The organism is Bacillus cereus group sp. BfR-BA-01355, from assembly GCF_022663675.1.
Classification (GTDB): domain Bacteria; phylum Bacillota; class Bacilli; order Bacillales; family Bacillaceae_G; genus Bacillus_A; species Bacillus_A thuringiensis_S.
Map to the genome: position 1 here is coordinate 1 of NZ_JAKUFY010000129.1, position 15,043 is coordinate 15,043.

Below are 15,043 nucleotides of genomic sequence, written 5' to 3' on the forward strand. Positions count from 1 at the left end.
AATAAAAACAAGCGAACGCATTTAAGGGATAGCCTAAAGATTGTTGTGAAAGATGATCGTGTATCTGTGGAATTTAAAGATGAAGCTTGGTATTGGTACTTAGTTGAACATGGCCATAAAAAAGCAAATGGTAAGGGCCGTGTGAAAGGGAAACACTTTGTTCAGAATACCTTTGATGCAGAAGGTGACAAAATTGCTGATATTATGGCACAAAAAATAATTGATAGAATGTGAGGATGATATACATGACAGTTGAAAATAAAGAAATTCAATATTCGGTAGGGATCGAAGATTTATATCTGTGCTTGATGAAGGGAAATGAAACTTCTAGTGCACTACCAACTTATGAGGATATCGTTTATCGACAAACGAATATTTCTGATTTAACGATTTCCACTACTTCTACTAATTTTACAAAGTGGGCATCTAACAAAAAAATTATTAACATTGTCAAAAATACAGCGTTTGGATTAGCTTTTAATCTTGCTGGTCTAAATCGTGAAGTAAAAGATAAAATCTTTGCAAAAACACGCAAAAAAGGAGTGTCTTTTGAAACAGCTAAGGCGAAGGCGTATCCAAAGTTCGCAGTAGGTGTTGTATTTCCTTTAAATGATGGAACAAAAATATTACGTTGGTACCCAAAATGTACAGTTGCTCCAGTAGAGGAATCTTGGAAAACACAAGGTGATGAAATGACTGTGGATGACATTGCCTACACAATTACAGCAGATCCATTGTTATTTAATGATGTAACACAAGCTGAATTAGATACTGGTGATCCAGAGGCAAAAGGAATTAAAGTTGAAGATTTCCTAAAACAAGTCATTTGTGATGAATCTCAACTAGCGCAGCTAGGTGGAACGACTCAAACAGGTAAATAAGGAGGGTAATTATGGCACGTTTAAGTGATTTAGTAAATGTAAATATAACTAGAAATAGCATTAAGATACAGGGTGTCTCAATCCCTGTTATTTTTACTTTTGAATCTTTTCCTTATGTGGAAGAAGCATTTGGAACACCTTATCATGAATTTGAAAAAGAAATGAATGATATGTTAGCTAAAGGTCAATTTAGCCTGGGAGAAAATGAAGCGAAATTGATGCGTGCATTAATTTATGCGATGGTACGTAGTGGTGGTACGGAATGTACATTAGATGAATTGAAAGGTGCTATTCCTATGAATGAATTACCTGATATTTTCATCGTTGTATACGAAATTTTCAGTGGCCAAACTTTCCAACATTCTGATATGGAGAAGTTGAAGCAAGAAAAAAAGTAAAAAACATACTGACTAAAAACGAGGAATCTCAGTCCGAATTGGACTGGGATTTTTATTTTTATGTCGGTAATACATTGCTTGGTTTAAGTATGGATGACTTTTGGAAAATCACACCGGCACATTTTCTAAAACAGTTCATTATGCATCTCAGATACAACAATCCAGATGCATTACATGAGCAGAAACCAAAACAAATCTACACGCTAGATCAAACACCATTCCTATAAGAAATGAGGTGAGAAAATGCCAGGGAATAGTAAAGAAAGAAACGTCGTCCTTAATTTTAAAATGGATGGCCAGGTCCAGTATGCAAATACATTGAAACAAATCAATATGGTTATGAATAATGCAGCGAAAGAATATAAAAATCATATTGCAGCAATGGGCCAAGATGCGACGATGACTGATAAACTTCTTGCTGAAAAGAAGAAGCTTGAAATTCAAATGGAAGCAGCGAAGAAACGTACAGCTATGTTGCGTTCTGAATATCAAGCGATGTCCAAGGACACAAGTACAACCGCTGAACAACTCAATAAGATGTACGGTAAACTGCTAGATGCAGAACGTGCTGAAACTTCTCTTGATAATGCAATGAAAAGAGTAAATGAGGGTCTTTCCGAACAAGCGATTGAAGCTAGGGAAGCACGTGGAACTTTACTGGATTTACAAGAGAATTCTAAGAAACTTGAAGCTGAACAGAAGCGCTTGACAAGCTCATTCAAACTTCAAAATGCTGAACTAGGAGCAAATGCTAGTGAAGCGGATAAGTTGGAATTAGCGCAGAAACAACTACGTCAGCAAATGGAAATGACTGATAGGGTTGTCCACAATTTAGAACAACAATTAAGCGCAGCAAAACGTGTGTATGGTGAGAACTCTACTGAAGTGCAGCAACTTGAGGCTAAATTAAACCAAGCAAAAACTACATTAAAGCAATTCGAAAACTCCTTACAGAGTGTTGGGCGAAGTGGTTCACAAGCTGCGGATGGTATGGCTGAAATCAATAAGAAACTTGATATGCACAATTTAATGGAAGCCGCTGAAGTTCTACAAGGAATATCTGAAAAATTGATTGAAATGGGAAAGTCAGTTGTGAATACAGCGGTAGATTTTGATACTTCTCAAAGAAAGATTCAAGCCTCTTTAGGTTTATCTGCAAAAGGTGCTGAAAACCTTCAAAAAATTGCTGTTGATACTTGGAAAAAAGGTTTTGGTGAAAATCTTGAAGAGGTAGACAATGCGCTGATAAAAGTCTATCAAAATATGCGTGACGTTCCACATGAGGAATTGCAAGGGGCATCAGAAAATGTATTAACATTAGCTAAAGTTTATGATGTGGATTTAAATGAAGCGACTCGAGGAGCAGGGCAGTTAATGAGTCAGTTTGGTTTATCTACACAGGAAACCTTTGACTTACTTGCTGCCGGTGCTCAAGAAGGTCTTAATTATTCAGACGAGTTATTTGATAACCTCTCTGAATACGCACCTTTATTTAAACAAGGTGGTTTTAGTGCTCAAGAGATGTTTACAATTTTAGCAAATGGAACAAAAAGTGGTTCGTATAACTTAGACTATATCAATGACCTAGTGAAAGAATTTGGTATACGTGTACAAGATGGTTCGAAAGGTGTATCAGAAGGATTCGGCGATTTATCTGAAGAGACACAAAAAGTATGGAAATCATTTAATGAAGGTAAGGGAACTGCAGCCGATGTTTTTAATGCTGTGTTAGGCGATCTTCAAAAAATGGATGATAAAGTAAAGGCAAACCAGATTGGTGTTGCTTTATTTGGTACCAAATGGGAAGACATGGGTGCTGAAGCGGTACTAAGCCTAAATGATGTACATGGTGGTCTTGGTGATGTAACTGGACGTATGGATGAAATGAAGAAACTTCAGGAAGAATCTTTGGGACAGCAATTTCAAAAAGCATTAAGAGAAACGCAGGCTGCGTTAGAACCACTTGGAAAGAAATTTGCAGAATTAGCGAAAGATATTTTACCTCCAATTGTTGATGGAGTTAAAGCTGTAATGGATTGGTTTAGTAAATTGTCTGAAGCCGATCAAACGCTTTTAATCGTGATGGGTGCATTGAGTGCTGCATTTATTATTCTAACTCCAATTGTAGCTGCTTTAGCGGTTTCCTTTGGTGCGTTGAATCTGGCATTTTTACCTGTGATAGCTACCATTGCAGCAGTTTCCTTAGTGATAACTGGTATTATCATGTTAATAAAAAACTGGGGTGCCATAACGGATTGGCTTTCTGAAAAGTGGTCTGAATTTAAAGATTGGTTTGGTGAATTGTGGGATAGCATAGTTCAAACTTGTGAAGATGCTTGGTCATCCACAGTTGATTACTTTTCTGGAGCCTGGTCAGATTTTTTAAATATGGCAAATGAGTTCTTTGAACCTATCGGTCAATTTTTTGCTGATCTATGGACTGGAATTTCTGATACAGCATCGGAAATTTGGACAGGTATTACTGATTATTTTTCAGAATCATGGTCTTCATTCATTGAATTAGCAGATAGTACATTGTCTCCTTTAGGTGAATTTTTCAGTGGATTGTGGACGGGTATTGTTGAAACGGCAACTTCTATTTGGGATCAATTAAAGACAGCTTGGCAAGAAACATGGGATACAATGCTCACAGTTTTAGATCCGATTATTTCAGCAGTTTCCACAGTTTTAGAAGCAGGTTGGCTACTCATTCAAGCAGGGGCACAAATTGCATGGGCGGCAATATCTCAATATATTATACAACCGATCCAGGAAGCGTATGATTGGATAAGTGCGCAAATTGGTGAATTAGTCACATGGCTTAGTACGCAGTGGGAACTTATAAAGGCTGCTGCACAAGTTGCTTGGGGCTTATTTAAACAATATATTACTCAACCTGTTCAAGAAGCGTGGGATTGGGTTAAAGAACAGATCGGTGCGCTTGTTTCTTGGTTGAATTCACAGTGGGAGACAGTGAAATCATATACTTCCGCAGCGTGGAATCTAGTAAAACAATATGTCATTCAGCCTGTTCAGGAATTGTGGAATGCAACGAAAGAAAAATTGAATGATTTAGCGAATTGGATACTAGGTAATTGGGCCAAAATCCAATCTTATACACTTACGGCATGGAATCTAGTTTATAAATATATTATTGATCCAGTTATTTCAGCTTATAATTCTGCAAAAGAGAAGTTCAATGATATGTACAATACGGCAAGGGAAAAATTTGATTCTGTAAAGAATGCAGCGCAAGAAAAATTTGATGCAGCAAAGAGATTTATCGTTGATCCGATAAAAGATGCGGTAGATAAAGTAAAGGGATTCATTGATAAAATCAAAGGGTTCTTTAGCGATCTTAAATTAAAGATTCCGAAACCTGAAATGCCTAAAATGCCACATTTTAGTTTAGAAACTAGTACGAAAAACATTTTAGGGAAAGACATTACGTATCCATCTGGCATTGGTGTACAATGGCGTGCAAAAGGAGGTATCTTTACTAGACCTACAATTTTCGGTATGAGTAATGGTCAGTTGCAAGGTGCAGGAGAAGCTGGAAATGAAGCAGTTTTACCGTTGAATAAAAAAACATTAGGTGCGATTGGTGAAGGGATTGCAGCAACGATGTCAACTGAACCAACTGTAGTTAATATTTATAATCCTTCAGTAAGGGATGATCGTGACATCGACCGCATGGTCGGAAAAATAGATGATGCACTTGCTCAAAAAGGGCGTAATTCAAAAATAGGAATAGGGAGGACTTAAATTGCTAGACATAGGTATCGATAATCAGTTAGCAAGTGACTATGGAATATGTATGGTAGAACGCCCTGTTATTCCTACAGCAGAACAAGAAGTAGAACATATTGAAGTGTCTGGTAGACATGGCTCACTTACAAAAAAAGGGGCGTTTAAAGACGTCCCTTTAAAAATAAAGTTCAATATGCTTGAAGAAGAGAATATTAAGCCGTTAGTGCGACGTATGAAGGCTTGGTTGATGAATGGAAAGACATTATATTTTACTGATGATGATGTGTATCGAAAAATTAAACATGTTGTAGTAGGTGATATTGTAAATGAAATTGAGGAGCATGGTGAATTTGAGGTGGATTTCACACTAGATCCCTTTGAATATACAGAGGATGTAAATCTAAAGCTCACCAAACCTGGTGTAATTTATAATCCAGGTACAATTGAATCTGATCCTAAGTTTTGGATTGTGGGAAACGGTACTTTCCGTATAACAATAAATGACGTCTCTTTTCAAATAAAAGATGTGAATGGTTCTGTTGTTATAGACTCAGAAGTACTTGAAGCATATACCGATACCATATCAATGAATAATAAAATGGTCGGGAAGTTCCCTATATTCAACGTAGGGGAAAATAAAATAGAGTGGTCAGGAGAAATTCAATTTATGGAAATTCGACCTAGGTGGAGATATAAATGATTACTTTATATAAACCAAATGAGACTGATTTTACACACAATGGTATAGGAGCTTTAGATAAAAACATTTATAACGCAACTGTTGAGGAAGAACTCAATGGTTTATTTTTATTTTCATTTAGTTATCCATTGTTTGCGCCGCATGGTCTGGAAATAGAGGGAATGAGTATTATTAAAGTTCTAACTCCTGATGGTGAACAACTATTTCGAGTGGCAGCTCCTAAAGTCAGTATGGGTGAGATTACAGCGCAATGTTATCACATTTTTTATGACTTAACAGAGAATCTAATTGAAGACATTTTTGCTGAAACAACAAATGGGAATGGGGCTATGAATCGTATGTCAGCAGGATGCCAATACAAGCATCCTTTTCAGTTTTATTCAGATGTACCAAAGATAGCAAGTGCACGTATTGTCCGAAAAAATCCTGTGGAAGCATTATTGGATTCTAGTCAAGACAATTCATTTGTTAATCGTTGGGGTGGCGAATTAAAACGAGATAATTTTGATGTGAAGATGCTACAAAATCGTGGTATGGATCGTGGGGTAGTGATTCGTCATAAGAAAGATTTACTAGGATATGAGGGTAATGTGGATTGGAAAAGTCCCATAACTAGAATCATGCCACAAGGTTTTGATGGGTTATTTCTTCCTGAAAAATATGTGGATAGTCCACTTATAAATAAGTATCCTCATCCTAAAATTAAAGTGGTTGAGTTTAAACATATCAAAGCAGCTATTGGTGAAAATGCTGACGATGAAGATGCAGTTCCGTTAGAAGAAGCATATAGGTTATTACGCCAGGCAGCCAAGGATATGTTTGCTATTCAAAAGGTTGATCAGCCTAAAGCAACTTATAACGTTAAGTTTCAGGAGTTATCACAAACGGAAGAGTATAAGGATTATAAGCATTTACAAAGTGTTTATATGGCAGATACTGTTACCGTTGAACATCAAGAAGATGGAATTGATATAAAAGCGAAGGTAATTGCTTATAAGTATGACCCGATAAAAAAAGAGTATCTAGATATAACTATTGGTAATTTCAAAGAATCTTTTACGGATGTTTCTGGTAGGGTTGACTTGGTACAAGAAGAGTTATCAAATATGCCAAGTTCGATTTTGGATGCAGCAAAAGCAAATGCTACAAGCCTTATTAATTCAGGATTCGGAGGGCATGTCCGTGTTTATCCAGATCGTATTTTAATTATGGATACGAAAGATGAAAGGAGTGCTAAAAAGGTTTGGCAATGGAACTTGAATGGATTAGGGTATTCTTCCACAGGTGTGAATGGACCATATGGAACTGCTATTACAAGTGACGGAAGAATTGTTGCTGATTTTATTACTGCAGGTACGTTGAGTGGAAATCTTGTGCAAGGTGGAGAGATAACAGGTGCAACATTACGAACTTCAGATAGTGTGAACTATGTAAATATCTCAAAGCAATTTATACGCTTGTATGAGTCATCTAGAACAAGGGTGTTTGTAGGGTATTACAAAAATAGTAGAAATGAAATACAACCTACTCTTATTTTAGGAGGAGATTCAGATTCCACAGGGGCAAATGGTGCTATTATGGTATACCAATTCTCAGACACAAGTGTTAAGTCTGGTGGAATAGGAATTACAAAAGGACTTGATGGCAATGGATACTTGAATGCAGCTTCCTTATACTTTTCGCAAACAGGGAATGCAATGCTTGATGCTGACAAAATGATTGTCCTAAATGCTCAAAGTGATATGAGGTTTAAAGTCAAAGATCAGTTCCGCTTTTATCGTAATGACAATTGGATTGCGAGTATTGGGGTTTCATCTGGAGGAGATACAGATATCATACTTCCAAATGCGATGATACGAAATTCAAGTTACGAAAATGGTTATATTCAAATCAAGACAGCTCTTGGATCATATTATCAAGGCGTAATTGCTTCGGACTTCAAAGTTTCTTCTAAAGAAACCTATAAAACCAATATTAGGCCAGTTACACGTAGTGTATTGGAAACCGTAATGGGTTGGGATATTAAACAGTACAATTTGAAAACGGACATTCCAAAACTCTATGAAATGCGTATGAATCGTAAAGAAGGAGAACCGACAATTACTACAGATGCAATTCCTACGCATTATGGTTTAGTTATTCCGAAAGAATCAGAGGAAAGTGGTGTTGGCTTATATGGAATGCTCTCACAACTAACACAAGGTTTCCAAGAATATGTGACAAAAACAGATGCTAGATTGGAAGAATTAGAGCCATTAAAACCTAAAGGGAATATAAAGCATAGGAACAGAGTAAAACGTCAGAGAAGACCGCCCAGACACGTAAAAAGGAGTAGCTAGAAAGAGGTGTAGTCATGCGAAATGAGGAAATTATGATAGATTTAGCAGATCCTGTGTTTACAAAAACAATTCGTTCTCGGCAGAATGACAAGAATGGATTGAAACTTACAGTGTACGTAAGAGAAAAAGGGCAGAAGGTGGATTTAACAGGATATGTGGTTAAATATGAAGCGACAAATCACACAGGAGTATTCATTCGAGATGATGCTCAAATAGTTGATGCAAAGAAAGGTGTGTTTTCATACACGTTTACATCTCAAGCTGTTTCTACATCGGATGATTGGACAGCTTATTTTGTGATGGAAAAAAGTACAGAACGAATGAGTACACCAGACATTCGCATTACATTAAGGCGTGATGTGAAAGAAGGAAATATTAAAATCGAAAACTATATTTCTGATTTTGAGATTCTTAAGAAAACGATAGACGAATTACAGAGAAAATTAAATACAATGGATGTTGTTAAGAAAAGTGGAGACACCATGCCTGGCAATCTTTTGTTTGACAGGTTAAGTACAGACAAGACGAACAAAATAGCATTCTCTACTGCAGGAGTGGAAGAGCTCAACTTCTACCAAACAGGCGATGGATATTACGGGATTAGGGATGTTAAAGGAAATCAAGGTGTTTGGGATTATAATCGTAACAATAAAACGTTTAATGTTTCTGCTAGTACAAATCTTGTTAAGAAAGATGGAGACATCATAAATGGAATACTTGAATTTAAGATCGATAATGCAATTGTATTAGGTAGCCGCTCGTTTAAAACAGTTCTTCATAAGGGGGCACAAGGGGCTCTTATTATTGCACCTTCAACCGAAGAGCAAGGGGATACTTGGGATTGGTCAAAACGAGTTGAAATCAAGCCGGATGGTACTATCAAGCAAGCAACAGATACAGGTTGGATTAACCTTCCTACAACTGGGGTAGAGAATGTTCCTGATAGAATTTTGAAGTACAAGAGAAGTGGGGAACAAATATCTGTCATTGGATCAGTTAAATATCTAGCAAATACAACAGTATTTGCAACCCTTCCGGCTGGATTTCGTCCTGTACAAAATATTGCTTTCCCAGCACTTGCATATGGCAATGGCCCAACAGCTTGTGAAGTCACAGTTAAAAGTGATGGTGGAATTTTCTTGAATGGTGTTCAAAATGGAAACATCATTCATATTGCGATGAGCTTTTTAATTTAGATATTACAGATTAAGCGTGCATAAGCAGGCTTTTTTATTTTGCTAAAAAGGAGATGAGAAAAGTGGAGGAACAGATTTTCAATTCAATGATTCAACAAGGAGCATTTGCAGCGTTATTTGTGTGGATGCTTTTTACTACGCAAAAAAAGAATGAACAGCGTGAAGAACAGTATCAAAAAGTAATCGAAAAAAACCAGGCAGTCATAGAAGAACAGGCAAAAGCATTTGGTTCACTTTCAAAGGATGTATCAGATATTAAACAAAAAATTATGGGGAATGGTGACGACAAATGAAAAAATCTATTAAATTATTAGCCTCAATTTCTACTGCAGCTATTATTGCATTTACTTCAACGGGTAGTGTTTTTGCTGATCGAGAAATGATTATTCCAGGGTTACCTAAAGTCGAATATCGCAATGGATATGGAGCATATGAAGGTGTAGTAGCGCATTCTACAGCGACTCCTGAAGCACCTGCTATTAATATCCGAAACTATGAAGCAAGAACATGGCGTTCTGCATTTGTACATTATGCAACAGATTGGGATGAAACAATTCAAATTGCTTCTACTAAGTATCAAGCATGGGGAGCAGGCCCAGCAGCCAATAAACGATTTGTTCATGTAGAGCTCTCTGAAACTAGTGATCCTATTAAATTTAAAAAATCCTATGAGAGATATGTGAAGCTACTCGCTAAGATTTTACGTGATAGAAACATTGATCCATCCATTGGATTGTGGACGCATAAAGACATTACGTATAAGCTTGGTGGCACAGATCACGAAGATCCGATTGATTATCTTCGCAGTCATGGCGTATCAGAATCACAATTTAGAGCGGACGTACAAAAGGCGTATGAAGGCGAAACAGTTACGGTTAAACCAAAGCCACAGCAACCAAATGAAGTACCTGGTGTTATTAATGAAGTGGGAGTAGCGTATATTGATGGATACAATGTAAACCTTCGTTCTGGTCCATCCACAACAAATAGTGTTATTCGTAAATTACAAAAGGGTGAATCATATAAAGTTTGGGGTAAAGTAGGAAACTGGTTGAATCTTGGGGGGAATCAGTGGGTTTATAATAATCCCTCATACATTCGCTATAAAGAAGAATCGTCATCTGTGGAAGGCAAACGTGTAGTTTCTAAAGTGAATGATTTACGATTCTATTCAAAAGCTTCATGGGCTGATAGAGATGTTGCAGGAACTGTCGATAAAGGATTAGGATTTACTATCCTTGATAAAGTATCTGTAAATGGCTCTTCACAATATAAAGTAAAGAATAGTAGAGGTAATGTGTACTATATTACAGCTAGTTCTTATTATGTAGAAATTAAATAGTAAACATAAAAAGTGCCGGCTCTTAATTGAGTCGGCTTTTTTTATTGAGTATATTAAAAAAGTAATGGAGTCTTCTAAAAATACCTCTAAGTTCGTCAAAGTTTATTTTTAGAACAAAACTTTGATTTTCATGTTTAAAGGTCTCAATTACATTTACAACATGTTTATTAGTTATTTGTACAGATAAATTTCGATTTTTATTATCCGTCACTGTGACAATTCTTTTTTCATCGTCCACTAGATGTGGTCCCATTCCCCAAAAAATATTATTAGGATTTGATTTGTATTGTTGCCTTAAAGAATTATCAATGCATTCTTTTACTAATTTATCCATTTCAATATATTCATCATAAGTCATTTTAATTTCATTTATGCTTGGTGTTTTAAAATATTCTTGTTTAATCTCAATTAATTTCTTTTCTGAGTCAGCTCTTAAAACAATCTTTTGATAAGTATTTTCCTTGAGTAAGCTTGTACGTCGCAATATAATCACCGTCAACTTTAATAAGGATAGGGTTTATTATAAATCAGAAATTCTTCTAACTTGTTTTTCTTTCTTCTTAAAATTCTTCTTATACTGTTTGAAGTCTTGTTTCTCCACTCTGAATTTCTCTCCAGTAGCAACGTTTTTAACCAGGTAAGTCGTGCGTTTGAATTCCCTAATGTAATAGATAATTAATCCCACTAAAAGGGATATGCACATTGTTGCTGGGATAGCTATGATACAAAGAACGATAATGAGAGCTGAAATTTTATCTGACTCATAAACTCTTTTTAATACTATACGTTTCCCATTTGCAGCTTGAGCTTGCTCTAATTGTTGCATACGTTGTAGCGATGCTACAGTATCGTAACTCATGAAAAAACCTCCTTGAAATAATACCTAAATCATACCAATTTCATGCAACAACTGTAAATATTATATTTTTGATGGATAAATACATAGACCAATAAAAAAGAAGAACGTTTCCTCTCACTACAAGGCGTTCTTCTTTTTTCTTTTATTTTGCTACATTTTCCCCTTCTTCGTAGGGGTTATGTATATATTGGAAACCATATCCAGCTTTCATAACTATTTCCTCAGTCTTTTCAAAAAACTCTTCGCCATACTCAGTGCAACGATATTTTCCGTGTATACTAATAACAAATTGTCGTCCCTTAGCATCAGGATATATTTCATAAATCGTCCCACTTTCAATAAATCCTAAGTAAGCATAAATCTTTTCTATCAATAACGAGACGTGTTCTTCTTCGTCTGACCAATCCTCTTCGTCAGCAATAATAAGATGGACATATCCTGTTTCTTTTTCGATAGCTAATAAGTCTATTTGTTCTAATTCTTTTAAAGACATATGGTAGCCTCCTTTTTATTGTTTACGTATGACTTCTACTTTAGTAGGCGGTATTTCCGTACCACCATCAAACGGTGGTTTTCCTTTACCTTTTACGATAGCTCCAAACTCTTCAATTTCAGGAAAAGCCAACTTCTGATTTTTTGTTAAAGGTGCGCTTAAAGAAGCTTTTGCTTCGTATAGATTAATTTTACTGTTTTCTTTACCGAGTGCGACTAAATCAACTCTAGTTTTTATTCCGCTAGGCGTTTCCAGTGTTAATTGCTTAACTACTGTTTCAAACTCGCCAGTACTTTCTAAGCTAGTCTTCAATTCAGCTTCAAACTTATCTCCTGATGTTCGATTAATTGCAGCTTGTTTCTGTCTTCTAGCTTTCAATAATGCCGCGGCTTCCTGCATTTCCTTTTTAGCTGTATCAGCCTTATCTATGGCTTTTCCGACTTTACCAATTTTAGCAACTTTTCCGATTGGTGTAAGACCAGCTACAGCCATTCCTCCAGCGAAAACCCTTTCCAAAGTGGAAAGTTTTTCGCCAGTAGATGGATCAATACCATCCCAAGCACGTCGAATATCATATTCTCCACTTAGTTCACCAGCTATATCTCTTGCTAGTTTTTTACCATCAAAATCTTTTTCTTCTGATTCCGCTGAAGGTCTATCATCAATCGTTCCTTCTTCAATTGGACTATCATTTAAAAGATTGTCAGCCTGACGATTCCTATCCTCTGTAATCGATTGAATAGAAGTTGTCCACTCCATATTCAATCCTTGCGTACTAAATGTACCACTTGCAGGACTAAAGCCTTTCCCGCTTTGGACTTCAGCAAGACCTATCGCAATGCTAGCGGCTAATTGAATTGCTGTATTATAGTTATTACTAGATGTTTGGTTGAACTGATACAAATGATCTAACTTTTCTTGAAGTTTGCGCCTCATGGCAATAAAAAGATTTGCCATAGCATCCATACCTGGCATTGGCATAGCTTGACTGATGGCTTCCATACTTGCCTTCATTCGGTCAATTTCTCGAATTTGTTCTAATATTTCTTGCTCGATTACATCCGTTGAAGCTACCTGTGATTGAAATTGACTTGGAAATGCATCATTCTGACGGATTAATTCCTCACATAGGTAAATGATTCCTTGTGCTAAAGGACGAAAAGTTTCTGCAAAGAATGCTTTTGCACTGTCATATGTTTGCCCTTGTAGAACAGTATCGCTTGTAAAAGAATCAATCGATTGAATAACTTGTTCCATACCTTGAATGGTAGCGGTACATACAGCATTCATACTTTGCGTTTGGTTATGTACTTCCCCTAAATACATATTTAAACTCAAAAATCTCCCCCCTTTTTTTAATAAGTAAATCATACCAATTTTACGTAATAAATGTAAATGTTGGCTTCTGTTTCATTGACAAAACAGAACTATCGTTCTAATATCTAAATGCAAACAAATGTTCTTGTAGGAGGTCATCTTATGAATCATTTACTTAAATGTTCGTTCAATCAAAAAATACCAATTGAATTAATTTATTTAAACAGTTCAGGAGATTTCTCTCAAAGAACTGTTATTGTTAGAAAGCTATATGAAGATTGTATATTGGTGTATTGCATGAAAAAACAACAAGTTAGAACAATGAAATTAGCTAATATACTATCTGTTGATAAAGTAAGAACAAAATATCAATACGCTTAAAACGCTCAATGAGGTGATATTATATGACAAATGGAGTACCAAAACCACCAAAGAAGAAAAGTGGTTCAAAGAAGGAACCTAGACCATATATGGATGAATTCGAGCAACAAGAAGCTGCTGAATTAATACAATTGGCGGTACAGGATGATACAGAATTAGTCTTTACTGTGTATAGAAAATTTAATGAACCAGCTATTATTCAAGGTAAAATTGTTAAACTGGAACAACAAATGGGTAGAATTGTAGTGAATGATGGACCGAATGCAATACATAAAATTCAATTTATGAATATTTTAAAAATCGAAACGCCTAGTTAATTTAGCTAGGTGTTTTTTTATATGGCCATAAATTCCTTATCAAAATAGAACTTGTCCATTAAGTTATTTACAATCCCATTGAAATAAGCGAATTTACCCTTTTTCATTTTTGCTCCGGATTTTATTTTCATAACAAATTCTTTAATAGCTTTTAAGCCAATAGTAAGTTCCTGGTCTTTAGTAAATGCTTTATCACCTGTTGTATGGTTAACGATTTTATTGCACTGTCTTACGACCTTCCACAGTTCTTGAATTATTTTAGATTCACTGTAAAAAGAGCTAACTAAAGAAACAAAACGTTCAGGTACCCAGTGAGCAACAAAATCAGCTTGTTCAATATTCCCTTCTGGAGTATTGCTATTCTCATTACTATTACGTTTGTTTATATCTTTTATATTTTGTTTTAAGGAAACAGGTTTTGTTTTATTGGTAGGACACTTTGTAGGACTTTTTGCATCTGCCTTGTTGGACACTTCTTCCACAATTGGTTGAATGATAATAGCATTAGAAGTTTGAAGCATGTCCTTTTTACGCTTCATTGCTACTTGTTTAATCATCTCTAAATCCACAAGCTTCTTCATTAAACGTTGTACAGTTTTATATGAAACTTCCATCATGTCAGCGATTGAATTTTTGCATAGGAAACTAACACCTACATATTTGCAGCTGTGGCGCTTTAAAATTTCAAGTAATGTAATGAGTTTAGATTGTACATCTGTACGCTTAATAGACATACGGATATTATCTCTGTATGTACGTATAGTTTTGTTTAGTTCTTCCAATTCTATAAAGGTTGATAAGTTACGGAATGATTCTTCACTTGCTATTACATTAATGCGCTTCTTTTCCATATTATATGTCTCCTTATTGGAAACAAAAAAGCAACGTCACCAATAATTTGGTAAACGTTGCTTAATAGACCCTGCATGATGTACAATAACTCATGAGAGTATAGCAAGTGTTTACCTGGCGTAATCAGGTGAACGGTATAAGAGTGCTACCAACACTACTTATACATGCTGTGCTCTTTTGTTTTGTTGATTTTTTGTATATACGTGAACTTTACATGT

17 protein-coding genes are annotated in these 15,043 nt (G+C 35.8%); 12 read left to right on the top strand and 5 right to left on the bottom strand.

What is annotated here, in order from left to right:
* From MR167_RS27300 to MR167_RS27345, 10 genes are all read left to right on the top strand, one after another.
* On the top strand, positions 1-234 hold a 234-nt coding region (locus tag MR167_RS27300), incomplete at its 5' end, for an HK97 gp10 family phage protein (RefSeq protein WP_346657777.1).
* 11 nt (positions 235-245) lie between these two features.
* Positions 246-881: a major tail protein gene (locus MR167_RS27305; protein WP_088068552.1), complete on the top strand. Its 636-nt coding sequence runs from the start codon at positions 246-248 to the stop codon at positions 879-881.
* 11 nt (positions 882-892) lie between these two features.
* Entirely contained in the window at positions 893-1,279 is a 387-nt protein-coding gene (locus MR167_RS27310; RefSeq protein WP_088068554.1) for a hypothetical protein, read from the top strand.
* A gap of 38 nt (positions 1,280-1,317) precedes the next feature.
* Positions 1,318-1,506 (top strand): hypothetical protein, encoded by a 189-nt coding sequence (locus tag MR167_RS27315; RefSeq protein ID WP_006927278.1) that lies wholly within the window; start codon positions 1,318-1,320, stop codon positions 1,504-1,506.
* Between the two features lie 16 nt (positions 1,507-1,522).
* Entirely contained in the window at positions 1,523-5,044 is a 3,522-nt protein-coding gene (locus MR167_RS27320; RefSeq protein WP_242315953.1) for a phage tail tape measure protein, read from the top strand.
* A 1-nt stretch (position 5,045) separates the two neighbouring features.
* Positions 5,046-5,729, top strand: a complete 684-nt coding sequence (locus tag MR167_RS27325; RefSeq protein WP_095022046.1) for a phage tail domain-containing protein — start codon at positions 5,046-5,048, stop codon at positions 5,727-5,729.
* Positions 5,726-8,068, top strand: coding sequence for a phage tail spike protein (locus tag MR167_RS27330; RefSeq protein WP_242315955.1), 2,343 nt, complete (start codon positions 5,726-5,728; stop codon positions 8,066-8,068). Before MR167_RS27325 ends, MR167_RS27330 begins: the two co-directional genes overlap by 4 nt.
* A 14-nt stretch (positions 8,069-8,082) precedes the next feature.
* Positions 8,083-9,264, top strand: a complete 1,182-nt coding sequence (locus MR167_RS27335; protein WP_242315957.1) for a BppU family phage baseplate upper protein — start codon at positions 8,083-8,085, stop codon at positions 9,262-9,264.
* Positions 9,265-9,326: 62 nt separating this feature from the next.
* A complete protein-coding gene (locus MR167_RS27340) occupies positions 9,327-9,557 on the top strand; it encodes a BhlA/UviB family holin-like peptide (protein WP_000392440.1) in 231 nt (76 codons plus the stop codon).
* Positions 9,554-10,606, top strand: coding sequence for an N-acetylmuramoyl-L-alanine amidase (locus tag MR167_RS27345; RefSeq protein ID WP_095022043.1), 1,053 nt, complete (start codon positions 9,554-9,556; stop codon positions 10,604-10,606). The genes MR167_RS27340 and MR167_RS27345 overlap by 4 nt, the downstream gene beginning before the upstream one ends.
* 22 nt (positions 10,607-10,628) lie before the next feature.
* Here the strand turns inward: MR167_RS27345 and MR167_RS27350 are convergent, their stop codons facing one another.
* The 4 genes from MR167_RS27350 to MR167_RS27365 form a co-directional block, all read right to left on the bottom strand.
* A complete protein-coding gene (locus MR167_RS27350; RefSeq protein WP_238174869.1) occupies positions 10,629-11,090 on the bottom strand; it encodes a hypothetical protein in 462 nt (153 codons plus the stop codon).
* Between the two features lie 36 nt (positions 11,091-11,126).
* Positions 11,127-11,465 carry a hypothetical protein gene (locus MR167_RS27355; protein WP_095022042.1) on the bottom strand — a complete coding sequence of 113 codons (339 nt, stop codon included), beginning with the start codon at positions 11,463-11,465 and terminating at the stop codon, positions 11,127-11,129.
* Between the two features lie 142 nt (positions 11,466-11,607).
* Complete coding sequence (locus tag MR167_RS27360; protein WP_095022041.1) at positions 11,608-11,958, bottom strand: DUF6572 domain-containing protein; 351 nt, start codon at positions 11,956-11,958, stop codon at positions 11,608-11,610.
* Between the two features lie 15 nt (positions 11,959-11,973).
* Entirely contained in the window at positions 11,974-13,296 is a 1,323-nt protein-coding gene (locus MR167_RS27365; protein WP_193552949.1) for a pre-toxin TG domain-containing protein, read from the bottom strand.
* A gap of 141 nt (positions 13,297-13,437) precedes the next feature.
* Here MR167_RS27365 and MR167_RS27370 point away from each other — a divergent pair, with 141 nt between their 5' ends.
* Both MR167_RS27370 and MR167_RS27375 read left to right on the top strand, forming a co-directional pair.
* Positions 13,438-13,656, top strand: a complete 219-nt coding sequence (locus MR167_RS27370; protein WP_095022040.1) for a hypothetical protein — start codon at positions 13,438-13,440, stop codon at positions 13,654-13,656.
* 23 nt (positions 13,657-13,679) lie between these two features.
* Entirely contained in the window at positions 13,680-13,973 is a 294-nt protein-coding gene (locus MR167_RS27375) for a YolD-like family protein (protein WP_095022039.1), read from the top strand.
* 17 nt (positions 13,974-13,990) lie between these two features.
* On the opposite strand, the gene MR167_RS27380 is transcribed toward MR167_RS27375, so the two are convergent.
* Positions 13,991-14,824: a cytosolic protein gene (locus tag MR167_RS27380; protein ID WP_095022038.1), complete on the bottom strand. Its 834-nt coding sequence runs from the start codon at positions 14,822-14,824 to the stop codon at positions 13,991-13,993.
* Between the last annotated feature and the right edge of the window lie 219 nt (positions 14,825-15,043).

Excerpts from the sequence above, each read along its gene's own strand:
- MR167_RS27330 (WP_242315955.1), top strand. The coding sequence starts at position 5,726 with ATGATTACTTTATATAAACCAAATGAGACTGATTTTACACACAATGGT.
- MR167_RS27310 (WP_088068554.1), top strand. The coding sequence starts at position 893 with ATGGCACGTTTAAGTGATTTAGTAAATGTAAATATAACTAGAAATAGC.
- MR167_RS27370 (WP_095022040.1), top strand. The coding sequence starts at position 13,438 with ATGAATCATTTACTTAAATGTTCGTTCAATCAAAAAATACCAATTGAA.
- MR167_RS27375 (WP_095022039.1), top strand. The coding sequence starts at position 13,680 with ATGACAAATGGAGTACCAAAACCACCAAAGAAGAAAAGTGGTTCAAAG.
- MR167_RS27380 (WP_095022038.1), bottom strand. The coding sequence starts at position 14,824 with ATGGAAAAGAAGCGCATTAATGTAATAGCAAGTGAAGAATCATTCCGT.
- MR167_RS27305 (WP_088068552.1), top strand. The coding sequence starts at position 246 with ATGACAGTTGAAAATAAAGAAATTCAATATTCGGTAGGGATCGAAGAT.
- MR167_RS27355 (WP_095022042.1), bottom strand. The coding sequence starts at position 11,465 with ATGAGTTACGATACTGTAGCATCGCTACAACGTATGCAACAATTAGAG.
- MR167_RS27345 (WP_095022043.1), top strand. The coding sequence starts at position 9,554 with ATGAAAAAATCTATTAAATTATTAGCCTCAATTTCTACTGCAGCTATT.
- MR167_RS27335 (WP_242315957.1), top strand. The coding sequence starts at position 8,083 with ATGCGAAATGAGGAAATTATGATAGATTTAGCAGATCCTGTGTTTACA.
- MR167_RS27360 (WP_095022041.1), bottom strand. The coding sequence starts at position 11,958 with ATGTCTTTAAAAGAATTAGAACAAATAGACTTATTAGCTATCGAAAAA.
- MR167_RS27320 (WP_242315953.1), top strand. The coding sequence starts at position 1,523 with ATGCCAGGGAATAGTAAAGAAAGAAACGTCGTCCTTAATTTTAAAATG.